Annotated in this window: 23 protein-coding genes; 17 read left to right on the top strand and 6 right to left on the bottom strand. The window is 40.1% G+C overall.

Going from position 1 to position 26230, the window contains the following annotated elements; genetic code table 11:
* Positions 1 to 24: 24 nt before the first annotated feature.
* The 11 genes from ileS (at position 25) to ACZ5WS_RS14540 (ending at position 12247) form a co-directional block, all read left to right on the top strand.
* Entirely contained in the window at positions 25 to 2853 is a 2829-nt protein-coding gene (ileS, locus tag ACZ5WS_RS14590; RefSeq protein ID WP_178955523.1) for an isoleucine--tRNA ligase, read from the top strand.
* Between the two features lie 12 nt (positions 2854 to 2865).
* Positions 2866 to 3366: a signal peptidase II gene (gene lspA / locus ACZ5WS_RS14585; RefSeq protein WP_131690731.1), complete on the top strand. Its 501-nt coding sequence runs from the start codon at positions 2866 to 2868 to the stop codon at positions 3364 to 3366.
* Positions 3363 to 3803 carry an FKBP-type peptidyl-prolyl cis-trans isomerase gene (gene fkpB / locus ACZ5WS_RS14580; protein WP_010391275.1) on the top strand — a complete coding sequence of 147 codons (441 nt, stop codon included), beginning with the start codon at positions 3363 to 3365 and terminating at the stop codon, positions 3801 to 3803. The genes lspA and fkpB overlap by 4 nt, the downstream gene beginning before the upstream one ends.
* Entirely contained in the window at positions 3803 to 4732 is a 930-nt protein-coding gene (gene ispH / locus ACZ5WS_RS14575; protein ID WP_198522263.1) for a 4-hydroxy-3-methylbut-2-enyl diphosphate reductase, read from the top strand. The genes fkpB and ispH overlap by 1 nt, the downstream gene beginning before the upstream one ends.
* 27 nt (positions 4733 to 4759) lie before the next feature.
* Positions 4760 to 5794 carry a sensor histidine kinase gene (locus ACZ5WS_RS14570; protein ID WP_464709451.1) on the top strand — a complete coding sequence of 345 codons (1035 nt, stop codon included), beginning with the start codon at positions 4760 to 4762 and terminating at the stop codon, positions 5792 to 5794.
* Positions 5791 to 6495, top strand: coding sequence for a LytR/AlgR family response regulator transcription factor (locus tag ACZ5WS_RS14565; RefSeq protein ID WP_138607626.1), 705 nt, complete (start codon positions 5791 to 5793; stop codon positions 6493 to 6495). The genes ACZ5WS_RS14570 and ACZ5WS_RS14565 overlap by 4 nt, the downstream gene beginning before the upstream one ends.
* A 114-nt stretch (positions 6496 to 6609) precedes the next feature.
* On the top strand, positions 6610 to 7170 hold the full coding sequence (gene pilV, locus ACZ5WS_RS14560; protein ID WP_464709446.1) for a type IV pilus modification protein PilV: 561 nt from the start codon (positions 6610 to 6612) through the stop codon (positions 7168 to 7170).
* 1 nt (position 7171) lies between these two features.
* A complete protein-coding gene (locus tag ACZ5WS_RS14555) occupies positions 7172 to 8170 on the top strand; it encodes a PilW family protein (protein ID WP_464709443.1) in 999 nt (332 codons plus the stop codon).
* The gene (locus ACZ5WS_RS14550; protein ID WP_464709441.1) at positions 8158 to 8643 is read left to right on the top strand and encodes a pilus assembly PilX family protein; all 486 of its coding nucleotides are present in this window, start codon (positions 8158 to 8160) and stop codon (positions 8641 to 8643) included. Before ACZ5WS_RS14555 ends, ACZ5WS_RS14550 begins: the two co-directional genes overlap by 13 nt.
* Position 8644: 1 nt before the next feature.
* Positions 8645 to 11818, top strand: a complete 3174-nt coding sequence (locus ACZ5WS_RS14545; protein ID WP_464709438.1) for a pilus assembly protein — start codon at positions 8645 to 8647, stop codon at positions 11816 to 11818.
* A 9-nt stretch (positions 11819 to 11827) separates the two neighbouring features.
* On the top strand, positions 11828 to 12247 hold the full coding sequence (locus ACZ5WS_RS14540) for a type IV pilin protein (protein WP_464709436.1): 420 nt from the start codon (positions 11828 to 11830) through the stop codon (positions 12245 to 12247).
* A gap of 143 nt (positions 12248 to 12390) precedes the next feature.
* Here the strand turns inward: ACZ5WS_RS14540 and ACZ5WS_RS14535 are convergent, their stop codons facing one another.
* On the bottom strand, positions 12391 to 12927 hold the full coding sequence (locus ACZ5WS_RS14535; RefSeq protein ID WP_138607638.1) for a GspH/FimT family pseudopilin: 537 nt from the start codon (positions 12925 to 12927) through the stop codon (positions 12391 to 12393).
* A gap of 77 nt (positions 12928 to 13004) precedes the next feature.
* Positions 13005 to 13556 carry a GspH/FimT family pseudopilin gene (locus tag ACZ5WS_RS14530; RefSeq protein WP_138607640.1) on the bottom strand — a complete coding sequence of 184 codons (552 nt, stop codon included), beginning with the start codon at positions 13554 to 13556 and terminating at the stop codon, positions 13005 to 13007.
* A gap of 174 nt (positions 13557 to 13730) precedes the next feature.
* On the opposite strand from ACZ5WS_RS14530, the gene ACZ5WS_RS14525 reads away from it, so the two are divergent.
* Entirely contained in the window at positions 13731 to 14069 is a 339-nt protein-coding gene (locus ACZ5WS_RS14525) for a P-II family nitrogen regulator (RefSeq protein ID WP_008114445.1), read from the top strand.
* A gap of 57 nt (positions 14070 to 14126) precedes the next feature.
* On the opposite strand, the gene ACZ5WS_RS14520 is transcribed toward ACZ5WS_RS14525, so the two are convergent.
* Positions 14127 to 14891 (bottom strand): outer membrane protein assembly factor BamD, encoded by a 765-nt coding sequence (locus ACZ5WS_RS14520; RefSeq protein WP_138607642.1) that lies wholly within the window; start codon positions 14889 to 14891, stop codon positions 14127 to 14129.
* A gap of 141 nt (positions 14892 to 15032) precedes the next feature.
* Here ACZ5WS_RS14520 and rluD point away from each other — a divergent pair, with 141 nt between their 5' ends.
* From rluD to clpB, 3 genes are all read left to right on the top strand, one after another.
* A complete protein-coding gene (gene rluD / locus ACZ5WS_RS14515; protein WP_008114448.1) occupies positions 15033 to 16010 on the top strand; it encodes a 23S rRNA pseudouridine(1911/1915/1917) synthase RluD in 978 nt (325 codons plus the stop codon).
* 2 nt (positions 16011 to 16012) lie between these two features.
* Positions 16013 to 16744 carry a peptidoglycan editing factor PgeF gene (gene pgeF, locus ACZ5WS_RS14510; RefSeq protein WP_464709426.1) on the top strand — a complete coding sequence of 244 codons (732 nt, stop codon included), beginning with the start codon at positions 16013 to 16015 and terminating at the stop codon, positions 16742 to 16744.
* 96 nt (positions 16745 to 16840) lie between these two features.
* Positions 16841 to 19417, top strand: coding sequence for an ATP-dependent chaperone ClpB (gene clpB, locus ACZ5WS_RS14505; protein WP_464709421.1), 2577 nt, complete (start codon positions 16841 to 16843; stop codon positions 19415 to 19417).
* A 63-nt stretch (positions 19418 to 19480) separates the two neighbouring features.
* Here the strand turns inward: clpB and ACZ5WS_RS14500 are convergent, their stop codons facing one another.
* Positions 19481 to 21028, bottom strand: coding sequence for a methyl-accepting chemotaxis protein (locus tag ACZ5WS_RS14500; RefSeq protein ID WP_464709419.1), 1548 nt, complete (start codon positions 21026 to 21028; stop codon positions 19481 to 19483).
* A 428-nt stretch (positions 21029 to 21456) separates the two neighbouring features.
* Between ACZ5WS_RS14500 and gshA the strand changes: the two genes are divergently transcribed.
* Both gshA and ACZ5WS_RS14490 read left to right on the top strand, forming a co-directional pair.
* Positions 21457 to 23034: a glutamate--cysteine ligase gene (gene gshA / locus ACZ5WS_RS14495; protein ID WP_138607649.1), complete on the top strand. Its 1578-nt coding sequence runs from the start codon at positions 21457 to 21459 to the stop codon at positions 23032 to 23034.
* Between the two features lie 388 nt (positions 23035 to 23422).
* On the top strand, positions 23423 to 24031 hold the full coding sequence (locus ACZ5WS_RS14490; RefSeq protein WP_131690740.1) for a transglycosylase SLT domain-containing protein: 609 nt from the start codon (positions 23423 to 23425) through the stop codon (positions 24029 to 24031).
* A gap of 55 nt (positions 24032 to 24086) precedes the next feature.
* On the opposite strand, the gene ACZ5WS_RS14485 is transcribed toward ACZ5WS_RS14490, so the two are convergent.
* Both ACZ5WS_RS14485 and ACZ5WS_RS14480 read right to left on the bottom strand, forming a co-directional pair.
* Complete coding sequence (locus ACZ5WS_RS14485; protein ID WP_013464491.1) at positions 24087 to 25355, bottom strand: HlyC/CorC family transporter; 1269 nt, start codon at positions 25353 to 25355, stop codon at positions 24087 to 24089.
* A gap of 61 nt (positions 25356 to 25416) precedes the next feature.
* Positions 25417 to 26223, bottom strand: coding sequence for a cytochrome C assembly family protein (locus tag ACZ5WS_RS14480; protein WP_138606286.1), 807 nt, complete (start codon positions 26221 to 26223; stop codon positions 25417 to 25419).
* Positions 26224 to 26230 lie beyond the last annotated feature (7 nt).

Here is a 26230-nt window from a genome sequence, read left to right as displayed (position 1 = left end):
CGATAGAAACGGAAAGTAGGATTAATGAGCGACTACAAACATACTTTGAATTTACCGGAAACAATGTTTCCAATGCGTGGCAATTTGGCACAACGTGAACCAAAAATGCTTAAAGCATGGTATGAAGACGACCTATACGGTCAAATTCGCAGCGCGAAGAAAGGTAAAAAAACTTTCATTTTGCATGACGGCCCTCCGTATGCAAACGGCGATATCCATTTAGGCCACTCAGTAAATAAAATATTAAAAGATATTATTGTTAAGTCTAAAACTTTATCAGACTTTGATGCGCCATACGTACCAGGTTGGGACTGTCATGGTTTACCAATCGAGTTAATGGTTGAGAAAAAAGTTGGTAAACCCGGTGTTAAGGTAACTGCGGCAGAGTTTCGTGAGAAATGTCGTGCCTATGCTAAAAAGCAAGTGGAAGGCCAAAAAGTAGACTTTAAACGTTTAGGCGTTTTTGGTGATTGGGATAAACCTTACCTAACAATGAACTTCGACTTTGAAGCTAATGCCATCCGTGTACTGGGCCGCATTATAAAAAATGGTCACCTTCATAAAGGTGCTAAGCCTGTGCATTGGTGTACAGATTGTGGTTCAGCATTAGCTGAGGCCGAAGTTGAATACCAAGATAAACAATCTCCAGCTATTGATGTACGTTTTACTTTTACAGATCAAGATGCGGTAGTTAATGCGTTTGATTTAGCGGCTGGCCATACAGGAACAGGTAGCGTAGGAACCGTCATTTGGACTACGACACCATGGACTTTGCCTGCAAACCGTGCGGTAGCTGTACATGCTGATTTAGAATACGCGCTAGTACAAGTAGAAGATGAAGGCGTTCAGCAACGTCTTATTATAGGTTCTGAGCTGGTTAAAGATGCGATGGATCGTTTTGGTTTTAACCATTTCCATATCCTTGGCTATGTTAAAGGCGCAGCACTTGAAAACTTAACCGTAGCACATCCTTTTTATGACTTTAATGTTCCTGTTATTGTTGCTGAGCACGTAACAACAGATTCTGGTACCGGCATCGTGCATACTGCACCAGGTCATGGTCAAGAAGATTTCGTGGCAGGCCTTGAGTACAACCTTGAAGTAGCTAACCCTGTTGGCGCAAACGGTGTGTACTTACCTGATACTGAATTATTTGCCGGTCAACATGTGTTTAAAGCCAATGCGAGTGTAATTGAGGTATTAAAAGAAAATAATGCCCTAATGCATCATCATGCATTAACGCACAGCTACCCACATTGCTGGCGCCATAAAACGCCTATTATTTTCCGTGCCACACCACAATGGTTTGTTAGCATGGATCAGGCTAACTTGCGCCAAGATTCACTGGCTGAAATTAAAAATACTCAGTGGTTACCTGAATGGGGCGAAAGCCGTATTGCTAACATGGTTGAAGGCCGCCCTGATTGGTGTATTTCACGCCAACGTACTTGGGGTGTACCTATTGCGCTGTTTGTTGATAAAGACACGGGTGCATTACACCCAAATACTCAAGAGCTGATTGAGCAAGCAGCAGCGCTTGTTGAAAAGTCAGGTATTCAAGCTTGGTATGACTTAGACCCAGCTACTTTACTAGGTGAAGAAGACGCACAACAATACATGAAAGTGCAAGACACACTCGATGTGTGGTTTGATTCAGGTGTAACTCATGCCTGTGTTGTTGATGCGCGTGAAGATTTAACCGGTCCTGCTGATTTATACCTAGAGGGTTCAGATCAACACCGTGGTTGGTTTATGTCATCAATGATGACCTCTGTGGCAATTAATGGTCATGCACCTTACAAGCAAGTACTTACGCATGGCTTTACGGTTGATGAAAACGGCCGCAAAATGTCTAAGTCATTAGGCAATGTTATTTCACCACAAAATGTGATGAATAAACTAGGTGCTGATATTTTACGTTTATGGGTAGCATCAACTGATTACACGGCAGAAATGACGGTATCAGATGAAATATTCAAACGTTCAGCAGATCGCTACCGTCGTATTCGTAACACTAGCCGTTACTTACTTGCTAACCTTAGCGGTTTTGATCCAAAAACAGATCAAGTTGCTATTGATGATATGGTTGAGCTTGATAAGTGGATTGTAGGGCGTGCTGCACAGTTACAAGATGATATTTTAGCGGCGTACGATAGCTACCAAATGCTATTAGTGACGCAAAAGCTAATGAACTTCTGTACCGGTGAGCTTGGTTCGTTCTACTTAGACGTTATAAAAGATCGTCAGTACACGGCAAAAAGCGACAGTCATGCACGTCGTTCTTGTCAAACTGCGCTGTACCACATTGCTGAAGCGATGACGCGTTGGATGGCACCAATCATGAGCTTTACAGCACAAGAAATTTGGGAAGCACTTCCAGGTGAGCGCAGTGACTATGTATTTACTTCAACTTGGTATGAGGGCTTACAAGCACCAACTACGACCAAGTTTAGTAATGAAGATTGGCAAGCTATTTTAAATGTGCGTGACGAAGTGAACCGTCTGCTAGAAGCTGCACGTAAAGAAGAAGTGATTGGCGCTACGTTGCAAGCAACGGTTAACCTGTTTGCAAGTAAAGAACTTGCTGCAAAACTGGTTGCACTAGGTGATGAACTTCGCTTTGTGTTACTCACTTCAGCTGTAAATGTTACTGAAGTAGAGAGCCAGCCTGCAGATTCACAAGCAACCGAAATTGAAGGTTTATACATTAGCGTATCAGCAACTGATGCTAAAAAGTGTGAGCGCTGTTGGCATTATAGTGAAGATGTAGGTATTGAACCTGCGCACCCTGAAATCTGTGGTCGTTGTGTTAGTAACGTTGACGGTGAAGGTGAAAAGCGTCAATTCGCTTAGGAGTTGTTTTTAGTGAGCAAACTAGCCCAAAAAAGTGGTTTAGTGTGGCTTTGGTTGAGTCTATTACTACTAGTAATAGACTTTGCCAGTAAAACACTGGTTGTAAACACCATGGCCTATGGTGAGTCAATTAATCTACTGCCTGTTTTTAGTATCACTTATGTACATAATTACGGTGCAGCTTACAGCTTTTTAAGCGAAGCGGGTGGCTGGCAACGTTGGTTTTTAAGTGTAATAGCAATTGCAATTAGTTGTTTGTTGGTATGGTGGTTAAAGCGCCTTCCTGCGTCTAATAAAGTATTGTGCGGTGCATACTCGTTAGTGTTAGCGGGTGCTATTGGTAACTTATACGACCGTGTTGCTTATGGTTACGTTATTGACTTTTTACATGTGTTTTACGAAGACTCACATTTCCCCGTATTTAATATTGCAGATTGTGCTATTTGTGTAGGCGCTGCGTTATTACTATTTGACGCCTTTACAGGCGAAGAACCAAAGGAGCATAAAGCATGAGCCAAGCTGTAATTGGTGAAAACTCAGACGTTATTTTTCATTTTTCTATTAAACTAGAAGATGGCTCTGCCGCTGACTCAACAAAAGTGCATAACAAACCTGCCAAGCTCACTATGGGTGATGGCAGTTTAACCGCTAACTTTGAAAAATGTTTGCTTGGCCTAACTGCGGGTGAAAGCAAAACATTTGAGCTTGAGCCTGAGGATGCCTTTGGTCAACCCAATCCAGATAATATTTATTATGTAGATCGTAGTAAGTTTGGTGCAGAAACACCGGCTAAAGTAGGTGCGATTATTGCGTTCACCCAACCTGATGGTACTGAACTTCCGGGTTTGGTTCGTGAAGTGCAAGGTGAGTCAGTTACTATCGATTTTAATCACCCATTAGCGGGTCAGCGTTTAACGTTTGAGGTTGATATTATTGAGGTGCAAGGCTAATGGAAATATTATTAGCTAATCCACGAGGCTTTTGCGCCGGTGTTGACCGCGCAATTAGTATTGTTGAGCGCGCTTTGGATATTTTTGAAAAACCAATCTATGTGCGTCACGAAGTGGTGCATAACCGTTATGTGGTTGATGGTTTAAAAAATCGCGGTGCTGTATTTGTTGAAGAACTTGATCAGGTTCCTGACGATAGTATTGTTATTTTTAGCGCTCATGGTGTATCTCAGGCTGTTCGCTCAGAGGCTAAACGCAGAGAGTTAAAAGTATTTGATGCAACCTGTCCGTTAGTGACTAAGGTGCATATGGAAGTAACCCGTGCTAGTAAAAAAGGTATTGAATGCATCTTAATTGGTCACCACGGACACCCTGAGGTTGAGGGTACCATGGGGCAATACGATAATCAGCAAGGTGGTATTTATCTTGTTGAAACAGTTGATGATGTATTAAAGCTTGATGTAAAAAATGCGGATAACCTTTTTTACTGCAGCCAAACAACTCTATCAGTAGATGACACTGCCGATGTGATTGATGCTTTACGTAGTAAATTTCCTACAATTGATGGTCCACGTAAAGATGATATTTGCTATGCAACACAGAACCGCCAAGATGCGGTTCGTGATTTAGCTGATAAAGTGAATGTGTTATTAGTTGTGGGTGCTAAAAATAGCTCTAACTCTAATCGTTTACGGGAACTTGCCGATAAAATGGGTACACAGGCCTACTTAATAGATGATGCTAGTAATGTTGAAGCATCATGGTTTGATGGTATCAACAGTGTAGGTGTGACTGCCGGTGCATCAGCTCCTGAAGTATTAGTTCAGCAAGTCATTACACGCTTAAAAGAGCTTGGTGGCAAACAAGTAACAGAAAACCCAGGTGAAGAAGAAAACATTGTTTTTGCTGTGCCAGTAGAGCTGCGTTAGTCTATTAATAGATAAAAGGAGGGTCGAATGAGTAAGCAACTGACACCAGATGCACTACTTTTTTCGGCCCTTTTTAATGAGCGTGGTGTACTTGCATCCCTCATAGTAACCCAAGTCGTGGCTATTATTTTAGCTTTTGCTCCTAATGCTGGCGGTGACATATGGCTGCATTTGGGAGAGATTAGTTTATTTCTCCATGTAACCGTATTAGTAAGCACCTCTTTTATATATATTTGTCGCCGATTTCTTGCAAAACAGCCTCAGTTTATTCAGCTTAGTTTTTTTATTGCTGTATATAGTTTGAGTACTGCTTTATTTAGTCTGGCTTTTTCTTATATTGCTTTTGATATAGAAAACGAAAAACAACTTACGTTTTTTGTGTTACGTAATTGCATTATTGTATTTTTGCTTACCTTACTTTTTGTACAATTTTTGCTTATTCATTTTGAAAAAGAGCAGCAAGCCAAAGCACTCTCTCGTGCAGAGCTTGATGCTTTGCAGGCGCGGATCAGACCCCATTTTTTATATAATAGTTTGAATACGGCAGCAGAATTAACGCATCATGATGTTGAGGCTGCAGAGCATGCTATTTTGGCATTAGCAGCGCTTTCGCAAGCTGCAATGCGTTCAGGGCAAAGTGTATTACTCAGTGATGAAATAATATTAACTAAACAATATATTGCTCTTGAATCATGGCGTTTTGCTGAGCGTTTACAGGTTGAGTGGTTATTACCAGAAAACCTCCCTACGCTCTATATTCCATATCTAACATTACAACCTTTGGTAGAGAACGCAGTATGTCATGGTGTAGAGCCCAGCCAAAGTGGTGCTACCATTAGTATTGAACTGCATGTTACAACACATTATTTAACCTTGATTGTAACTAATCCTGTGTCTGCTGAAGCAGCTAATACTAGAGAGCATAACGGTATGGCAATTGATAATATCCGTTCTCGTTTAAGTATTTATTATAAAGATCAGGCGCAACTGACAATAACTAACAAAGAAAATAAATTTAGAGTTAAAGTGGTTATTCCAAAACAAACAGAGCACATGTTATGAATGCACTGATTGTAGATGATGAGCCTTTAGCCAGAGCACGCTTAAAACGTTTACTTAGTCAGAGCCATACATCTATTCAAGTGCAAGGTGAGGCCGGTAATGGCAATGACGCTTTAATAAAAATAAAAAAACTTCAGCCTGATTTAGTGTTTTTAGATGTTGATATGCCAGGCTTAAATGGCATCGAAGTGGCCAATCAACTCAATAGCTTTGCGGTTCCGCCGGCAATTATTTTTATAACTGCTCACCCTGAGCATGCACTTGATGCGTTGCAACTAAATGCAGCAGGGTATTTGGTAAAACCTATATCAGTAAAAAGTTTGCAACATGCATTACAACAGCTAGGACGTTTAAACAGAGTACATCTGCAACAGCAACAAACAGAAAAAGTAACGTATCAACTGGCTGGCACTATCAGAAGTGTTGAAATAGAGAGTATTTTTTATTTTAACGCAGAGGAAAAGTATACCAAGGTTGTGTTTGATCAAGGGGAAGCTTTAATTGAGGACAGTTTAAAGCATCTTGAAATGCAATACCCGCATCATTTATTAAGAATTCATCGACATACTTTGGTGAATAAAAACAAAATTATTGCCCTACATACGCTTCAAAACCATCAACATGTTATTGAACTTGATGGTTGTACTACTTTGTTAGCTGTAAGTCGTCGAGCACTCAAAAGCGTAAAAAGTGAACTTTAATACGCCTACCTATTAACCGCTTATCAACATAATTAACCGTTAGTCATGGTTCTAGTTGAATCTAATCTGTAATTGCATACACTTATTATCAGGTAATTATTATTTGGTTTTACTATGTATTTGAGTACGTTTAAATTGCAAAAAGGTTTTACCCTTATTGAAGTCCTAATTGCGTTTATTATTCTCAGCTTTGGTTTATTGGGCGCTGTAGCCCTGCAAGCAAAAGCAAAGCAAGCAAGCTTTGATTCAATGCAACGTGCTGCTGCTGTTGCGCTTGGTAATGATATTATTCAACGTATTCGAGCTAATGATACTTCGCAACTCGCGACCCTTTACGATGTAGAGTTTACCAGTGAAACCACTAAGAAACCGTCTAAAACATGTTTTACAAGCTCTTGTAGTAACGCACAAATAGCTAGTTTAGATATCGAGCAATGGAAACGTGCTATCCGAGCCCGAGAGAATACCGGATCACTTGATGGTGCAACTGTGTGTATTAACCCTGAAGTGGTAGCGGGTTCTGGTGGGAAAGCATATAACCTTGAGGTTATTGTTTCTTGGCAGGGTCGACAAGAATTTAAAGCAAGTGAGGCGACAGGTAAAATTAGTTGTGGCGTCGCAGATAAAAAGCGTCGCTTAGTCGTGCTTAATAGCTATGTATACGTTAGGAGCTAAAATGAAGCAAACAGGATTTACACTCATTGAAATGATGATATCTCTATTTATAGGGGGATTAATTTTGGGTGGGGTAATGTTTACTTATATCGGTATGAAAGTAACCACCAAAGACACAATGACTATAGGCGAGTTACAAGAGTCAGGCCGTTTAGCTATAAATATTATGCAACGAGATATTGAGCAAGTTGGTTTTTGGGGAACATTTTATGATGATTCATTTACCGCTGCAAACACATCATCATTGTCAAATCCTACTAATGACTGCTTTGAAGGAGCTAACAATGGCAGTTTTCCAGATTTAACAAGTAGTAGTAACTTTAGATCTTTATACGCTAAAACTGCGGCAAGTTCGAATGAGCTCAACTGTGTAAAAAACCCAATTAAAGAGACTGATATTTTACAGGTTAAGTTTTTACAAGGTAATCAACTAGAAGTTGATGCCGCAGGTGTTAATGAAACACAAATCGATGAGAATTATTTTATTGCTGAGCAAGAAAATGCACGCTTTGAGCGAGGTATTGTTGACCCTACTAGCGTAAATATCAATGCGACGGTATGGCCGTATAGTCATCACAGCTATTATATTTCAGAGCAAACTTATACGGTAAATAATAAGAGCCTTACTGTACCGGCACTAATGCGAAAACGTTTGGTGGGAGGGTCTATAAACACTGAAACCATAATGGAAGGCGTGGAAAATATGCGTTTTGTTTTTGGTCTAGATACTACCAGCGACAGCCGTGTTGATACATACAAAAGCATCAATGATATGAATGCCAGTGACTGGGAAAACCGTAAAAGCATTTTAACAGTACAAGTTTTTTTATTGATCAGAGCATTGCAGCCTGATCCAGGTCTTAAAATTAAGAACCAAACGTACGTATTAGGGGAAGATGCTAATAGTCGCACTCTCACTTTTTCAGATAATTTCAGACGAACTGTTTTCACGACGACTATTCGTTTAAATAACGTGGGAGCAAATTTATGGCGTATTTAACGCAGATGAAAAATAAACAACAGGGCGTTGTACTTATTACAGCGCTTATTATGGTCATAGCAGTGACAGGAATTGCGGTTACTTTAATGAGCAGTAGTAGTATTGATATTAAAATTACCAACGCAGCCCAAGAGCGCGAGGTTGCAGAAAACCAACTAATTGGTGAAGTGCAGCGCATAATTGCTGACGAAGTCAGTAAAGGAGCTGCTAATCAGTTCTTTTTGACCCCTGAAGAAGTTTCAGACAAGGGTATTGTTATGGCTGAACGTGATGATATGAAAAGCAATATGATTAATTTAAATAATGGTGTACTCGATTTAGAATGCCCTCGTCGTTTTAATTTTACTGCTGGTATCTCATGCAACATGGTACAAGTTTCAACAACCATAGAATATGGCTCTAAAAGTAAGCACCAGCTTACAATTGTGACCGGCGTAGCCCAAGAGATGGCTAGCATAAGTAAGGGGATTTAAAATGAAGCTTACGTTAAAGAGAATACTCATTTCTATATTTAGTGTATTAATTAGTTTATCAGCGAATGGTGAAGACATTGAGCTCTATGTTAACCACAATGTGGAAACTAATGAAAAGCCACGTGTTATTATGATTTTTGATACCTCGGGCAGTATGGCCTGGGATGTGGTCGATGGAGAAAAGTGTTACAAAAGAAGCGGTAATAGCTATTACGAGGTTGATTGCTTTGAAAGTAAAGATAGCTATAAACGAAATGAGCAATGTTACAAAAGAACTAGTTACTACAATTATGAAGCCACATGTAGTGATAGTCGTTTAAGAGTTGCACAAAATGCGATTACACAGTTAGTGAACGATAATGATGATATCGAATTTGGTTTAATGCGCTTTAATGGTAGTAATGGTGGGTATGTACTAGCCAGAGTTGGTGCTGCAAAATCAACGTTGCTAAATAAAGTTGATGAGCTACCTGCCAGCGGATCAACCCCATTAACTGAAACATTGTGGGAAGCGTATTTATATATAACAGGCCAAAACGTTTACTATGGCGGTAATACTAATAATCGAGATTTTACCGCAGAGTCATCAGGAGTTTATAAATCACCCTTTGCCCCTGTAGCGGGTGAGCCATTACGTTGTGATAATAGTATCAACATTATTTTAATGACAGACGGCGACCCTACAAACGACTCTAATAGAAATAATGATATATATAATCTCCATGATGACTATTTTTCTGAAAATGCACCTGCTGTTAGTAATAGTTATTTAGCAGCATTGGCGAAAATTATCCATGGTACAGATGATGTAAAAGTTGATTTGTATAGCAAAACCAATAATGTGCTTGATATTGGACGTGTATTTCCTATTGGTTTTGGTACGGGTATGAGCAACTCAGGAAAGAACCTACTTACTGAGACAGCAAACTACGGCGGTGGACAATATTTACATGCAAATACTGCAGCACAATTATCAGACGCACTCAAAAATACGATTTCTCGTATTCGTGAAGTAAACGATAGTTTTTCATCGCCATCAGTGGCCAGTAATAACGTAGATCAAACTCGAAGCCGTGATGCTATTTATTTTGCAATGTTTTATCCAGAAACTGGTGCGCGCTGGCGTGGTAACCTCAAAAAGTTAAAAGTTTCAGGTAGTCAGATTGTTGACGCAACTAACAAGCCTGCTCTTAATAGCGAAGGTTTAATCTCAAAAGATGCAAAAACATTTTGGCTTCCTGCAGGCCAACCCGCTGATGGTAATGCGGTTGCACAAGGTGGTGTGAATCATTATTTAAGCACGATAGATCCGCTTGCTCGTAATTTATTTACGGAGAATCAAGGCTCTGTTGTTAGTTTTGATACTTCGGTTGTCAGCGATATTCTTAGTGGTATTGTTGATAACCCGCTAACCTTAACAAGCCAAGATGTTAATTGGGCTAGAGGGGTCGACGTTGATGATGAGGATAAAGATGGCTCTTCGCAAGATCAACGCTCTGATATTTTTGGCGACCCATTACATTCCAAGCCTATTGCTATCGACTATGGCAGTGATGATATACGAATTCTTATAGGAACAAATGCTGGGTTTTTACATATGTTTAAAGATGCCGGCGAGACTGTAAGCGAAAGTTGGGCGTTTATACCTTCAGCATTATTTGACATTATTAAGCCACTCAGAAATAAACAAGCAGATAGCAAGGTATATGGCATGGACGGCCCTATCAGTGTTTACTTTAGTAATAAGAGTTTGAATAGCGAAGGTTTAAATGACGGTATTATAGATGCTAGCAAGGGAGATGCTGTTTGGGCTTTTGCTGGTATGCGTCGTGGTGGTAAGAATTACTATGGCTTAGATATTACAAATCCGAACCAGCCAAAGCGCCTTTGGAGCAAACCAATTGAAGGCGGCAAAGGCGATTTTACGGAATTAGCACAAACATGGTCAAAACCGCAAATAGCTTATATTAAAGCTTTTGGTAATAAACCTTTACTCGTATTTGGTGCAGGTTACGATACAAATAAAGACGCGGCTATAAGAGCTGAGGATTCCCGTGGTCGAGGCATTTATATTGTTGAAGCAAAAACAGGTAGCTTAGTGTGGGCATTAACCCCAAATAGCAATGGTTTTAAAGGTAAACATAGCATTGCCGCTGATTTAACTACGCTTGATTCAGATTATGACGGCTATATTGACCGAATTTATGCTTCAGACACCGGTGGTAATATTTGGCGAATTGATATGCCAGGAGAAGATAGCAGCGAGTTTAGTCATTTCAAACTTGCAGAGCTTGGTAGCAATCAAAATACCCAAGATAGACGCTTCTTTTATAAACCTTTGATTGCGCGTACCTTGTTTAGTAAAGTAACGGAGACGTCCATCAACGGTGATAAAGTTATTACCCGTTTAGATACTCCTTATGATGCAGTTGTTATTGGCAGTGGTAATCGTTCAAAACCAACGAATACAAATGAGCAAGATCAGTTGTTTATGATTCGTGATGAAAATACGCTGACACGCTCATTTAAAATCAATGCGCCTGCTGCAATTAAAACATCCGACTTAATGATTATGAACGATGACCCGTTTGGTAATACTCTAGATGACATAGATGGTTTTAATCTTGTTGAAGCTGAGTTGGCAAAAAAGAAAGGATGGCGCTATGAATTAGCCAAAGGTGAAAAGTCATTAGCTGCAGCTACTGTTGTTGGTGGGGTTGCTTATTTTACCTCTTTCACGCCAGCATCTGATGCTGTTGTAGAGAATCAATGTTCTTTAAGTGGGGGCGGTGGTGCGCTTTATGCATTTCATTTGCATTATGGTACAAAAGTGTATGATCAGCTCAAATTTGCAACCAGTTATGACGTACCCGATACACCACAGCTTTATTTTGGTGCAACTAACTCTTGTACCGATTCGAATGGTGATGGAAAGTGTGATGATAATCCAGAAGAAGACGTTATCGAAGAAAGTCAGTTTTTCTTGATTGGCCCTGGGATAAAAGGTGAGCAAGCCGAAAATCCTCTTAAACCGGCAGAAGTTACAGGACCTGGTTTAAAAGTGGTTGATGGTAAAATTCAGCTGGTTAATGATAAGGAGCCCATTGGCTTTGGCTTTAAAACGCAGCAAACATATATTTATAAGCGTGAAGAAAACGATGAGATAAACAATTAAGGGCTGTATATGAATAAGACACAACAAGGATTTACATTAATTGAGGTAATGATCACAGTAGCGATTGTTGGCATTATTGCCGCAATTGCATTGCCGAATTACACAGAGTATGTAAAAAGGGCATCACGCGCAGAAGCTGCATCTGCGCTGTTAGATGCGGCAAATAAGCAAGAGCAATACTTTGTAGATAACCGAGTTTATTCAACTTCGTTTAGTGACTTAGGTATTCAAAGTAAAACTGAAAACGGGCATTTTGAGTTAGCAATAAATGTGGTTAATAGTAATGAATTTACAATTACAGCGAAACCCATCGCTGGAGCTGTTAAAGGGGATACTGATTGTACTGAATTGTCTATTAATGATTTAGGCTTAAAAGGGGCTAAAGGCACCAAAGGTAAATCAGATATAACCTATTGCTGGGGTAGATGATGCTAATTAACCTTACTCTGAATTGTATACCTATCTCAAGCAGCTATTTTTAGCGCTAATTGCGTTGAACCTACTTGCAATAGGCCAGCTACTGACGTGAAGTCTGGCTTTTTACACTATAAACCCCCTAACTAGAATTCAGGTTAGTTATTTTTGCATCTATTTGTGGACTTTATCCTTATGCGACCTGTTTGACTTATAGATAGAGCAAGCCCTTCAAGGTTTGCTTTTTCACTATTAGGGCAATAGATAAAAGTACCATTTTGAAAGCCATTTAAAGAGCCGTCGGGTCTAAAAGTTATTGCAGTTCGGGGGTACTCTAAGCTATCAGAGGGATGGGTATGTTCAAAGGTACTAATAAGACGTTCGTCATTATCCAAAGATGTTGACTTGTCATGATCAGTAAAAAGTGACACACCCGTGTGCCACTCACCATCTAAACATTGTTTATCTTTCAAAGCGCACAGCGTTACGTAGTTGCCATGCTCTATAGCATAAAGACGTGCTAAATTAATATTTCGGTGTAATAGACTAACCTGATTATCTGCGCGATTGAGCGCCAAGAAGTCAGGAGCAAACGACAAAGAGAGTTGACTCAGTATTGCAATAACTAAAATGGTTACTAGTAATTCTACTAACGTAACGCCATCGTTTTTGTGAACACTTATAATTAACTTCATCCCTGAAGCCTTACATTGAACAGTCCATTATATTAGTTTAGTAAATAATCAAAAAACGACAAAGTATGAAATGGCTTTTAGCTGCAGGTTTGAGTTGTGTCACCTATATAAAAAGCAGTTCCTGATTGAGACAGTGTTAACCCTTTATTATTTTCATTAGTACCATTAGGGCAAAAAATAAAATTTCCAGGTTTAGTGGTGATACGACCGCTGGTGTTAAACCGTATCCGTCTATCTCCAGCTGTGAATGTTACCTTATCATTAAGGCTAATTTTTTCCATGACGCGAATTAAGCTGTCAGAGGAAGAATTATATTGACCATCATTATTTGCATCAATAAAGGTTATAATAACTTTATTACGATCCCACCTTGCTCGGCATTGCATACTATCATCATTGTTTTTAACCTCCGAATGCTGAGCTGCACAAATAACCACAATCTCATCAGTACTAGCTGCTTGTGAGCGCGCAAAACTAATATTACGCTTAAGCTCCAATAAAAAGTTTTCGCCTCGATTTTCTTCCAGCATATCGCTACTATTCCATATTGCAATACTTGCTATTATCGCAACAATAGCAACGGTAACCATTAACTCTAATAGAGTAAATCCTGTATGCTTGGTTTTCATATAAATCTCATTAACTCGGTGATGTTGAAAGGTCAACAGACCCTAGTATAGTTATTTTTATTAAAATAATCATACCATGATTATTTTTCACCTGTGCTATTCAATCACTTTGTTTGCTATGAACCTCATGATTGTCTAAAATCGAGGCAACTGAGGCTTTCAAAAGTAACTAATATGAAAAAAATAGAAGCAATCATTAAACCGTTTAAGCTCGATGATGTGCGCGAAGCACTATCTGATGTTGGCATTACGGGTATGACAGTAAGTGAAGTCAAAGGGTTTGGTCGTCAAAAAGGTCACACCGAGCTATACCGTGGCGCAGAGTATATGGTTGATTTCTTACCAAAGGTAAAGTTAGATATTGTGCTTGGTGATGAAGATGTTGAACGCGCTATTGATGTGATTGTTAAAACCGCACAAACAGGCAAAATTGGTGATGGTAAAATATTTGTCACTGAGGTAGAGCGTGTTGTTCGTATTCGTACTGCAGAAGAAGATGAAGACGCGATATAATCGTAGTCTTGAGTAAAAAAGGCGCTACTTTTATTTGAAAGTAGCGCCTTTTTCGTATTATTTATTTCTACTGTTAAATTTGCGCGTTTGCGCTGCATTCTCACTTAATTCAGTCAATCCAAGCTTATCGTAGCTTTTTTCCATCATGGCTAGTGCCGCATCCAAGTAGCTACTTTGTGAGTAGTGCTCTACCACAAACTTACCGCGATTCGCAGCTGCTAAATAGGCTTCACGTTCGTAGTAGTAAGTCGCAACTTTTAGCTCGTAACGTGCCATGCGGTTTAATAGCCAAACTAAACGGCGTTTAGCTTCTGGCGCATAGTCACTTTCTGGAAAACGTTTAACTAAGGTTGATAGGTCGGTATAAGCTACACGGGTACGTTTAGCGTCTCTGTCGGCTCTATCTACACCAAAGTACTCTTGGAAAGCATTTTTATCCGCTTTAATATTAACCAAGCCACGCATGTAATACATGTAATCTAAATCTTTGTGGTTTGGGTTTAAGCGAATAAAACGGTCAATGGTAGCAAGTGCCTGCTCTGTATTACCTGATTGGTAATGTGCGTACACTAAATCCATTTGTACTTGCTTTGAAAACGGGCCAAACGGGTAGCGAGAATCAATTGCCGCTAACAGCTCAATTGCACGTGCGTATAAACCAGAATCAAGCGTTTGTTTTGCATCTTCATATAGTGCTTGTGCTGATCTGTTTGGTACTCGTTGAATGTCTTCTTGGTCAGGTGCAGACGAACAAGCCCCTAAACTAAGCACTGAAACTGAAAAAACAATGGCGAATGCACGTTTCCCTATTTTATTTATCATTTTATTTGTTACCTTCGATGTCTTCGGCTAGGCCAAGTGGGTAAAACCGAGTAAACTATGCGTATTATGTTATGCTTTTATTAAAAGCGATTCTAACCCAGTCAAGCAAAGCTTGCACTGGTAAATTGGGTAAAGTTACTAATGTCAGAGCAAATATCTCTCCAAGCCGAGGTCCCAACAGACTTAGGTGGTAAACGTCTAGACCAAGTATTAGCACAATTGTTCCCTGATTATTCACGATCACGGATAAAAACGTGGATTTTAGATGATAAAATCACCGTTGACGGCGAAATTTTCAACACCCCGCGTGAAAAATTACTCGGTGGTGAAGTTGTGGCTGTTGAAACAACAATAGAAGCACCTCGTGAATACGAAGCACAAGATATCAAATTAAACATCGTTTATGAAGACGATGATATTTTAGTTATCAATAAACCAATGGGATTAGTGGTTCACCCTGGTGCAGGTAACCCTGACGGTACGGTGTTAAATGCATTACTTCATCACTTCCCAGAAATTATTAACGTACCACGAGCGGGTATAGTTCATCGTCTTGATAAAGACACAACGGGTTTAATGGTTGTCGCGAAAACGATTCAGGCACAAACTCATTTGGTTAAAGCCTTACAAAAGCGCGAAAATTTCACACGTGAATATGAAGCCTTATGTAATGGTACTATGACCGCCGGTGGTATGGTTGAAAAAGCGATTGGTCGTCATCCAACTCAACGTACGCACATGGCTGTTCATGAAATGGGTAAACCAGCGATTACGCATTACCGTGTGGCAGAAAAGTTCCGAGCTCATACTCGTTTGCGTTTACGCCTTGAGACCGGACGTACACACCAAATTCGCGTGCATATGGCTTACTTAAACCACCCACTAATTGGCGATCAATCTTATGGCGGCCGTCCTCGTCCACCAAAAGGAGCAACCCCTGAGCTGTTTGAGTTACTGCGTAGCTTTAAGCGTCAAGCGCTGCATGCTGTAAAATTAAGCATTGCTCATCCAATTACTGGTGAAATGATGACCTGGCAAGCACCTATTCCTGATGATATGGTCCAGATGACACAAGCACTGCGCGAAGATACAAAAGCAAATCCAGATATAGCTAGTTAATTATGTCTGGCTTATCAGCTACATGGCAACCTATTCAGGGTGTAGGCACATTGAGTACTACACGGGATGGAGGTGTGTCAAAGCCTCCATTTGATAGTTTGAATTTAGGGTTACATGTAGGTGATAACAGCCAAGATGTATTAACCAATCGAGCGCATGTAAATAGTTACATACCTAATCCTGCTGTTTGGTTAAATCAGGTTCATAGCGCTGATGTAATTTTAGTGGATGAAGCGTTTGACGCTAATCACATACTGACGGGGGATGCGCTTTACACGCAGTTACGCAATCAACCTTTAGCTATAATGACCGCTGACTGTTTACCTATTTTACTTACCTCAAGCGATGGCCAAGAAGTGGCTGCAATTCACGCCGGTTGGCGAGGGTTAGTGCAAGGAATTATTAATAATACAGTTAGCTGTTTTAAACATGAGCCAGCGAATTTACATGCGTGGTTAGGTCCTGCAATAGGAGCTAACCGATTTGAAGTCGGTCAAGAGGTTGTTGCAATATTTACAGCCAATAATCCAGCTTTGCACGACGCGTTTAAATCTCAAAATAACGATAAATATTTAGCTGATATTTATCAAATTGCGCGTATTTTGCTAAATCAACTGGGTGTTGTGAATATTAGTGGTGGTGAATACTGTACTTTTTCTCAAAATAATCAGTTTTTCTCTTATCGACGAGATGGGCAAACCGGTCGTATGGCAAGTTTGATTTGGCGCAAGTAAATTACTATTAAGTGATTATTTTTCCCTCAATACCTTGAACAAATCCGCTAACATACCCATTTATAAAGTAATTCGTTTTTTTATAGGCAAACCCTCATGCGTTTAGATAGATTTACAAGTAAATTTCAGTCTGCGCTTTCAGATGCGCAATCATTAGCGCTAGGTCGCGATCATCAATTTATTGAACCCGTTCACCTTATGTATGCTTTATTAAAGCAAAGTGGTTCAAGTGTGCGCGCCTTATTTGCACAAATGGGCATTAGCGTGGATGAGCTCAATACTAAACTATCTCAAGAGATAGAAAAATTATTTAAAGTAGAAGGTGTTGGTGGCGATGTGCAATTGTCAAACAACATGGTTTCACTTATTAATCTGTGCGACAAGCACTCTCAAAAACGCAAAGATAAATATATCTCAAGCGAACTGTTTGTATTAGTTGCTTGTGAAGATAAAGGGCCGCTTGGGAGTGTATTTAAGGCACTTAACATCACCGCTAACAAAGTTGAAACTGCCATAGAAGTAATTCGTGGTGGTCAAAAGGTTGATGATCCTAATGCTGAAGAAACTCGCCAGGCACTTGAAAAATATACCATTGATTTAACTGAGCGGGCAGAGCAAGGTAAGCTTGACCCTGTAATCGGCCGTGATGATGAAATTCGTCGCACCATCCAAGTATTACAACGACGCTCTAAAAATAATCCAGTACTAATTGGTGAACCAGGGGTGGGTAAAACTGCAATTGCTGAAGGACTTGCGCAACGTATTATTAATGGTGAAGTACCAGAGGGCTTAAAAAATAAACGCGTACTCTCGCTGGATTTGGGGGCATTAGTTGCTGGAGCTAAATACCGCGGTGAGTTTGAAGAGCGTTTAAAATCAGTACTCAATGAATTGGCCAAAGAAGAAGGCCAAGTGATTTTGTTTATTGATGAAATTCATACCATTGTTGGCGCTGGTAAAAGTGATGGCGCTATGGATGCGGGTAACATGTTAAAACCTGCCTTAGCACGCGGAGAACTTCATTGCGTAGGCGCAACAACCTTAGATGAATACCGTAAATACATAGAAAAAGATGCTGCACTTGAGCGCCGTTTCCAAAAAGTTTTAATTGAAGAGCCATCGGTTGAAGATACTATCGCTATACTTCGTGGCCTAAAAGAGCGCTACGAATTGCACCATTCAGTGGAGATCACCGACCCGGCAATTGTTGCTGCAGCGCAGTTATCACATCGCTATATTAGTGATCGCCAATTGCCTGATAAAGCAATAGATTTAATTGATGAAGCGGGCTCTTCTATTCGACTGCAAATTGACTCAAAACCTGAAGCTTTAGATAAGCTAGAGCGCCGTATTATTCAGTTAAAAATTGAAGATAACGCCTTGGCTAAAGAAAAAGACGAGGCGAGTCAAAAGCGCCGTGCAGAAATGGTTGAGCTGATCACTGAGCTTGAAGTGCAATACCGTGAGCTCGATGAAGTATGGAATGCCGAAAAAGCCTCTTTGCAAGGGACCCAAGTTATTAAAGCCGAGCTTGAACAAGCACGACTTGATTTAGAAGTAGCACGCAGAGCAAGCGATTTACAGCGCATGTCAGAATTGCAATATGGCCGTATTCCCGAGCTTGAGCGTAAGCTTGATTTAGCATCACAAGCCGAAATGCAAGAAATGAGCTTACTTAAAAACCAAGTGGGCGAAGATGAAATAGCTGAAATTTTATCACGTTGGACCGGTATTCCGGTGGCACGTATGCTTCAAGGTGAGCGTGAAAAGCTATTGCAAATGGAAGCGCAATTACACAATAAAGTGATAGGGCAAGATGAAGCGGTAGTTGCTGTGGCCAATGCCATCCGCCGTTCGCGCGCAGGGCTTGCTGATCCGAATCGTCCTATTGGCTCATTTTTATTCTTAGGGCCAACAGGGGTGGGTAAAACAGAGCTAACAAAAGCGTTGGCTGGCTATATGTTTGACACCGAAAGTGCCATGGTGCGTATAGATATGTCTGAGTTTATGGAAAAACACTCAGTCGCACGTTTAGTCGGTGCGCCTCCAGGGTACGTAGGTTACGAAGAGGGCGGTTATTTAACCGAAGCTGTTCGTCGTAAACCTTATTCGGTTATTTTGCTTGATGAAATAGAAAAAGCGCATCCAGATGTGTTTAATATTTTATTACAAGTTCTTGATGATGGTCGTTTAACTGATGGTCAAGGACGTACTGTTGATTTTAAAAATACGGTTATCATTATGACCTCTAACTTAGGTTCAGACATTATCCAAGAGCAATCGGGAAGTAATGACTATGACGAGCTTAAAGCAAAGGTAATGGGTGTACTGCATAATGAGTTCAGGCCTGAATTTATTAACCGTATTGATGAAACAGTAGTGTTCCACTCACTTGCACATAGTCATATTAAAGAAATCGCAGATATACAGTTAAGTAAATTGCGTGAACGATTAACTGAGATGGGCTATTTACTCGAATTGACAGATGCTGCGCTTGAGCGCATTGCTGCCAGTGGTTTTGATCCGGTTTATGGCGCTCGCCCACTTAAGCGTGCAATACAACAGACCATTGAAAATCCGTTAGCACAAAAGCTGCTTAATAATGATTTTCAACCAGGCTGCATCATTGTTATTGATGCAAGTGGTGAGGGCTTAGAGTTTACTAGCCGATAATCTGAGCACAGTAAAGAGCCGCTGAAAATAGCGGCTTTTTTGTTTTTGATTCAAAGGAGTGGATTAAACTTTAAAGGTAAGCAGTAAATCATTTACTTTTCGTGACCCTTCGACCAATTCAGCAGCGCCATGCGCTACGCTATAACTAAGCTGTAAATTGTCATCCCCCAAGCCTTTAATTTTTTCAACATTGCAGCCAATATCTCGACTTACCACTTGTTGTTGCTCTGCGGCGGCTGAGATGTCGGTAGCAAGTTGTGAAATTTCACTAATTTGAGTAAAAATACTATCTAGCTCTTGTTGTGTTTGCCCTGTGGTGTTCACACAGTCATCGGCTTGTTGTTTTGTGCTCTGCATGATTTTAGACCAGCTGAACAAGGTGTCTTGAATCTCTTTAATGGAGCTATGAATTTGTGCTGTGGCGTTTTGAGTACGTGAAGATAATGCGCGCACTTCATCAGCGACCACCGCAAAACCCCGACCATGCTCACCAGCACGGGCAGCTTCAATCGCAGCGTTAAGTGCTAACAAATTGGTTTGCTCTGCAATGCCTTCTATTTCACTCATTACCTGACCAATTTTATCGGCCTCAGAGGCAAGTCCTGTGGCTGTGGTTGCCGCTTGCTCAACTTGCATAGCTAAGTCAGATACCATTTTGCTATTATCGGCAATATGACTTTTTATATCAGAGCAGCTTTGATAAGTGATCCCCACTTTATCTGCGGTATTATTAGTATTATTAGAAATTTCACCAATGGTGGTGCTCATTTGTGACATTGCAGTGGCTATTTGCTCAAGCTGAGTTCCCTGAGAGGAAATTCCTTGTTCGGTCAGCGTAGATTGCTGATCTAAGCCTTGAGCAATTGTATTAAAACTCAAGGTTGAGTCTTTAACACGACCGAGTACCGTTTTTAACTTGGCGCAAAGCATTTGCTCTCGGTAATCACTAATACTGTGAGGGTGTGAACCACTAAATACATAACGAGACACCGAATCAGCCTGACTCTTTTGCTGCTTTAGGGTCGCAGGTGTTGCTATTAGTTCATCATAATTTAAAACTAGAATGATAATACACACCATCAAGTTAACCGCTGCAATCGCGATTGATCCCCAAATAGCAACACAGGCTAACCAAACTAAAACACCGGCTATGCTTAAGCCTTGTCTGAGTGAGGTGTGTTCACGCCAGCTAAATAGTGACTGATTAGCGTTAATTTTGGCATACAGTTTCTGTGCTCTGCGTTTTGCGCGTTGCGAGAGTTTTACACGCACAGACTGATAACCAATCAATTGGCCATGTTCAAAAATAGGTGTTACAAATGCATCAACCCAATAGTAACGGCCGTCTTTACATAAATTCTTTACAGCTCCTCGCCACGAATGGCCTTGCTTTAAGGTGTCCCACATTTCTTTAAATGCCGCCTTAGGCATGTCAGGGTGGCGAACTATATTGTGGTTTTTATTAATGAGTTCATCCATTTCATAGCCAGCAATACTGCAAAATTCATGATTGGCATAGGTAATAACACCTCGAAGATCGGTCGTTGAAACTAACTCTTGATGTTCTTCAAAAGTGACTTCTTCATCTATCAAGCTTTGATTACGACGCATAGTAATCCTTTATCATTCTTTATTGGGGTGTCTATTGTAATTACTAAAACTAATGTACGTTAGTGATAAGTTTTAAATAGCAGTAGTAAGGCATTTTTTTTAATGTTTTTATGATCTTTATCAATTTTAAGAGTAATTGATTTTTTTAGTTATGCCAAACTTTTAACAAGAGATTCACCCTTTCGCATTGGGGGGAATAATACGTTGTTGGTAGGAGAGGATTGTGGCAAATAATATGTAAAAGAAATTGTATATTGCTGGTGGCAATGGCAAGATTATCTTTTATAGCGTGAAACAAAGCGTGTTTAAAATTCATTAAAAACTATATCTAATAAATTCATATAGTTTTTTCTTCATTTAATCTTGAGTAAAGGTAATTAGACCCCATAACCTCATGATTAAGCCACTTGGCTCGAGGAAACTTTTTTTTGGCAACTTATAATTTAAAGAACACGCTCAACGCGCTATCTAATGCAGATAATCAGCATGCTATTAAAGGTATTATGCGCGGTATTGAGAGAGAATCACTAAGAATTAAACCTGATGGTTCTATTTCTAAGCAAGCTCACCCTGAAGGGGTTGGCTGTGCGCTTACCAACGGACATATCACGACTGACTTTTCTGAGTCTTTACTTGAGTTTATTACACCGGTTAGCGAGTCATCAACGCAAACGTTACAACAGCTAAAAGATTTACAAAAGTTCACCCTAGAACATATGGGCGATGAACTGCTGTGGCCAATTAGTATGCCGTGTTTTATAAATCATCAGGACGATATTGTATTAGCACAATTTGGCGATTCTAACGTTGGTAAAATGAAAACCTTATATCGTGAAGGTTTAAAGAACCGTTACGGCAGTATGATGCAAGCGATTGCCGGCGTGCACTTTAATATTTCTTTTCCAGAAACGTTATGGCAGTCACTACACTCACTAAAGCAAAGTAGCGCGAAGCTTGAAGACTTTATATCTGATGGGTACTTAGCATTAATTCGCAATTTTAAACGCGAGTTGTGGTTAATTAGTTACATGTTTGGTGCGTCACCGGCATTGTGTAGTTCATTTTTGCAAGGGCGTAAAAGTGATTTACCGTTTAAAAAGCTAGGTAAAGGTACTTTATATTTAGAAGTAGGCACGGCGCTTCGATTAGGTAATCTAGGTTATACCAACAGTGCACAGTCATCATTACGCGTGATGTATAACTCATTAGATGAATATGTAGCAGGGCTTAAAAAAGCCATAAATACGCCTTCAGATATTTATGGCAGTATTGACGACTACACCAGTGCAGAGCCAAAGCAATTAAATAAAAATATTCTACAAATAGAGAACGAGTTTTACTCGCCAATTCGCCCCAAGCGTAATGCTAAAAATGGTGAAACACCCACCGATGCTTTACTAAGAGCGGGTATAGAATATATTGAAATTCGTGCATTGGATGTTAACCCATTTAGTGAAGTAGGCATTGATTTAGAGCAAATACACTTTTTAGATGTATTTTTAACCTATTGTTTATTAAAAGACTCAGCGCCTATGGACTGGGAAGAGCAAGCGCGAAGCACTGAAAATCTTGATACAGTAGTAAACCAAGGCCGAGAAAAAGGCCTAATGCTTAATTTTAATAATGAGCAGCGCAGTCTTGAATCATGGGGTGATGAAATATTTAATCAGCTCGTTGATGTTGCTAAGTGGATGGATAGCGCGTACGGGGTTGATTATTACTCAAACACTATTAAGCGCATGGCAACGTGGGTGCATAATCCTACATTAACTTATTCAGGGCGTTATGTTGATCAATTAAAAGCATCAGGGCTAGATAATGGTCATTATGCACTCTCACTTGCTCAAAAGTATAAACAAAGCCATGGTATAGCCAGTTATACTGAATTCTCAAAGTCGTGGTTAGCGCAACAAGCGACAGAGTCTTACCAAGCTCAAAAAGCAATTGAGCAAGCCGATAATCAATCATTTACTGCATTTTTAGATACATATTTCAGGGTCAGTTGACCTTTGCGGATTACAATTTGTTCAAACTAGGAGCGGTTTAATCGCGGCGCGAGGTTTGTAACCTAGTGGGCTAAGTAAAAACCGAGCAACAAAGAGCAAATCGCTCCTAGGCAGAACCCGAAGGGCAGCGCCTTCTTGGCATTGATGCTGCGTTATCGCCTATTTATGGGGAATAACCACACCACATAGGCTCTGCCTTGCCTAAATACCAAACAGACTGCTGCAAATTCAACCTTGAAAGGTCAACAGACCCAAGTAAGTCGTAGGCAAAAAAAACGCAGCTCATAGTAGCTGCGTAAATATTCTTTAGGGATGAAACAATGCTGTACTGCTGCATTCATAGATTCAGACCCACGCTTTTTTAAAAAGTTCAGTGAGATCTTAAAAAATGAAAAAAAATATTATTACTTTATCTCTAATGCTTACTTTAGCGGGGTGTGCCACTGCGCCACCTAAGCAACCCGAAGATATTTGTAAAATCTTTGAAGAGAAATCTGACTGGTATTTTGATGCTAAAGACGCGCAAGACAAGTGGGGCTCTCCCAAACACGTATTAATGAGTATGATGTACCAAGAAAGTTCTTTTCGTCATGATGCCGCGCCACCCATGGAATACTTTTTATGGATAATTCCAACCGGCCGCGCAAGTGATGCCTATGGTTATTCTCAAGCTAAAACGCCAACTTGGTCTGATTATATTCGTGAAACAGGTAATAGTGGTGCTGATAGAGATGAATTTGAAGATGCGATCGATTTTATGGCGTGGTTTGTTTATAAAACTCACAAAGTTAATGGTGTTTCTAAATGGGATGCTTACGCACAGTATTTAAATTATCACGAAGGGTGGGGCGGTTATAAGCGAGGCACTTATCGTAAGAAAAAGTGGTTAATGAGCGTTGCCAATAAAGTAAAACATCGTGCAAGCCGTTATGGAGCACAGCTGAGACGCTGTGAGGATGATTTAGACAAAGGTTGGTTAGAGCGTTTATTCTTTTAACTAATCTAAACCCAGATTAATAAAAAAGGAGCCATTTGGCTCCTTTTTTGTTGGTTTATTTTTTACGTTTATTGGGCTGAATTTTAACTTGTTTAATCATGTTTTCTTTGACTTCAAGTACCTCAACCGGATAACCTGCAATACGAATGCTTAAGTTAGCATCAGGGATGTCTTCTAAGTACTCAACAATGAGGCCACTTAGCGTTTTAGGGCCATCTAATGGGAATTCCCAACCCATTTCTTTATTTAAGTCGCGTACGTTAGCACCACCATCAACAATATAAGAGCCATCATTTTGTGTGGTTACTTCTTCACTCGGTGTACGAGTTTGAGTAGTGGTGAAATCGCCCACAACCTCTTCAAGAATATCTTCTAGAGTAACTAAGCCTTGGATATCGCCATATTCATCAACAACAATACCAATTCGTTCTTTTGATAATTGGAACTTCAGTAGTTGGGTGTTAAGCGACGTTCCCTCAGGAATAAAGTAAATTTCACGTACAGCGCGCAGTAGCGAAGGTTTATCGAATTGCTCTTTAGTAAGAAGACGCAATGCATCACGAGAGTGAATAAATCCCACTGCATCATCTATATTGTCGCGATATAAAAGTACGCGAGTATGTTGAGCATGAGTCAGCTGTTTACTAATTATTTTCCAGTCATCGTTGATATCAATCGCCACAATTTCATTGCGGGGTATCATAATATCTTCAACGGTAACCTGTTCTAAATCTAAAATTGAGGTCAGCATACTTTGGTGGCGCGCCGGGATCAAAGCCCCTGATTCATTAAGCACGGTTTTTAATTCTTCTTTACTCATGCTGTGCTCATCTATTTGTGCAGCACTAATACCAAATAAGCGTAATATGCCGTTGGTCATCCAGTTAACAACAACCACAAACGGGAAGAGTATTTTTAACAAACCTTTGAGTATCACAGAGCTGGGAAAAGCGACTCGCTCAGGATAGAGGGCAGCCAGTGTTTTTGGCGTTACTTCAGCGAAAATTAGTACAACAAGTGTTAATGCACCTGTCGCTATCGCAATACCTAAATCGCCATACAAGCGTATACCAATAATGGTAGCTACCTGAGCTGCAGCAATATTAACCAGGTTATTACCAATGAGTATCAGACCTATCAACCTATCTGGTCGACTCAGTAATTTACTAACGCGTTTCGCAGCACGATGGTTCTCTTTAGCGAGGTGTCGCAAACGAATACGGTTGATTGACATGATTCCGGTTTCTGACCCGGAGAAGTAAGCAGAAAAAAGCACCAATAAACCTAATATGATAAACAGGGTACTTGTCGATATGTCGTCCAACGATGGATCCTTTTTTTATAAACCAATGCGTATTAAGCTAGAGTGAGCTTTCAGAGTCAAGTTAAAACTTATTCAGGACCACTTCTTGTATAAAACGGCTACCAAAATAAGCGAGTGTGAGTGTAAAAGCAGCGATCATTATACTTACTACCACTACTTTTCCTCGCCAACCACGTTTTACATGGCCAACCGCAATTGTAGTGAAAATGGCCCAAGCAACTAAGGATAGGATTGTTTTGTGAATAAACTCTTTGGCAAACATGCCATCTAGAAATACAAATCCGGTAATAAGCGCCACACTTAATAATACGGTGCCTAAGTTTAATAACTGGTAAAGTTGGCGCTCTACTACCATTAGCGGCGGTAAGTGACTGTGAACTATCGCTAGGTCTTTTCGTTTTAAGCGCTTATCAATAAAGTAAAACTGTACGCCATACAAAGTTGCAATAATTAAAATGCAGTAGGCTAATAATGACAGTGATATATGCGCAACTAGCGCCAGCTCTACATTAATACTTTGTAATAGAACATGATGAGGGATAAATAAGCTAGAAATTGTTAATAGCGCAGCAAAACCATAAACTACAGGTAGTAGCAAGGTCGCGGGAAACTTCAAAGAAACGGTAGTAACACACAGCACGATAATCCAGCAAGTCAGCAATGCCACATTAACAATGCTTAAATCTTGTCCATCAGCTCTAAATACCGAATTTACTAAAAGCAGCATGTGCGCCAAAATAGCGACAGTACTGAGTATAATAGTAACTTTTTGGCTCGGGCCCTGATGATGAAACAACCGCGAAAGCACGTGAGACGTTGCTAACACATAAAATAAACTGGCAATAATAGTTAAACTAATAATCAGCATTTTGCTT

The organism is Pseudoalteromonas sp. 11L1, from assembly GCF_055397545.1.
The sequence above is the reverse complement of the archived record's forward strand: the minus strand, read 5'-3'. Positions and strand labels throughout refer to the sequence as shown.

Bases quoted from the DNA above. Each gene is read 5' to 3' on its own strand.
- ileS (WP_178955523.1), top strand. From the start codon at position 25: ATGAGCGACTACAAACATACTTTGAATTTACCGGAAACAATGTTTCCA.
- fkpB (WP_010391275.1), top strand. From the start codon at position 3,363: ATGAGCCAAGCTGTAATTGGTGAAAACTCAGACGTTATTTTTCATTTT.
- ispH (WP_198522263.1), top strand. From the start codon at position 3,803: ATGGAAATATTATTAGCTAATCCACGAGGCTTTTGCGCCGGTGTTGAC.
- ACZ5WS_RS14570 (WP_464709451.1), top strand. From the start codon at position 4,760: ATGAGTAAGCAACTGACACCAGATGCACTACTTTTTTCGGCCCTTTTT.
- ACZ5WS_RS14565 (WP_138607626.1), top strand. From the start codon at position 5,791: ATGAATGCACTGATTGTAGATGATGAGCCTTTAGCCAGAGCACGCTTA.
- pilV (WP_464709446.1), top strand. From the start codon at position 6,610: ATGTATTTGAGTACGTTTAAATTGCAAAAAGGTTTTACCCTTATTGAA.
- ACZ5WS_RS14555 (WP_464709443.1), top strand. From the start codon at position 7,172: ATGAAGCAAACAGGATTTACACTCATTGAAATGATGATATCTCTATTT.
- ACZ5WS_RS14550 (WP_464709441.1), top strand. From the start codon at position 8,158: ATGGCGTATTTAACGCAGATGAAAAATAAACAACAGGGCGTTGTACTT.
- ACZ5WS_RS14545 (WP_464709438.1), top strand. From the start codon at position 8,645: ATGAAGCTTACGTTAAAGAGAATACTCATTTCTATATTTAGTGTATTA.
- ACZ5WS_RS14540 (WP_464709436.1), top strand. From the start codon at position 11,828: ATGAATAAGACACAACAAGGATTTACATTAATTGAGGTAATGATCACA.
- ACZ5WS_RS14535 (WP_138607638.1), bottom strand. From the start codon at position 12,927: ATGAAGTTAATTATAAGTGTTCACAAAAACGATGGCGTTACGTTAGTA.
- ACZ5WS_RS14530 (WP_138607640.1), bottom strand. From the start codon at position 13,556: ATGAAAACCAAGCATACAGGATTTACTCTATTAGAGTTAATGGTTACC.
- ACZ5WS_RS14525 (WP_008114445.1), top strand. From the start codon at position 13,731: ATGAAAAAAATAGAAGCAATCATTAAACCGTTTAAGCTCGATGATGTG.
- ACZ5WS_RS14520 (WP_138607642.1), bottom strand. From the start codon at position 14,891: ATGATAAATAAAATAGGGAAACGTGCATTCGCCATTGTTTTTTCAGTT.
- rluD (WP_008114448.1), top strand. From the start codon at position 15,033: ATGTCAGAGCAAATATCTCTCCAAGCCGAGGTCCCAACAGACTTAGGT.
- pgeF (WP_464709426.1), top strand. From the start codon at position 16,013: ATGTCTGGCTTATCAGCTACATGGCAACCTATTCAGGGTGTAGGCACA.
- clpB (WP_464709421.1), top strand. From the start codon at position 16,841: ATGCGTTTAGATAGATTTACAAGTAAATTTCAGTCTGCGCTTTCAGAT.
- ACZ5WS_RS14500 (WP_464709419.1), bottom strand. From the start codon at position 21,028: ATGCGTCGTAATCAAAGCTTGATAGATGAAGAAGTCACTTTTGAAGAA.
- ACZ5WS_RS14490 (WP_131690740.1), top strand. From the start codon at position 23,423: ATGAAAAAAAATATTATTACTTTATCTCTAATGCTTACTTTAGCGGGG.
- ACZ5WS_RS14480 (WP_138606286.1), bottom strand. From the start codon at position 26,223: ATGCTGATTATTAGTTTAACTATTATTGCCAGTTTATTTTATGTGTTA.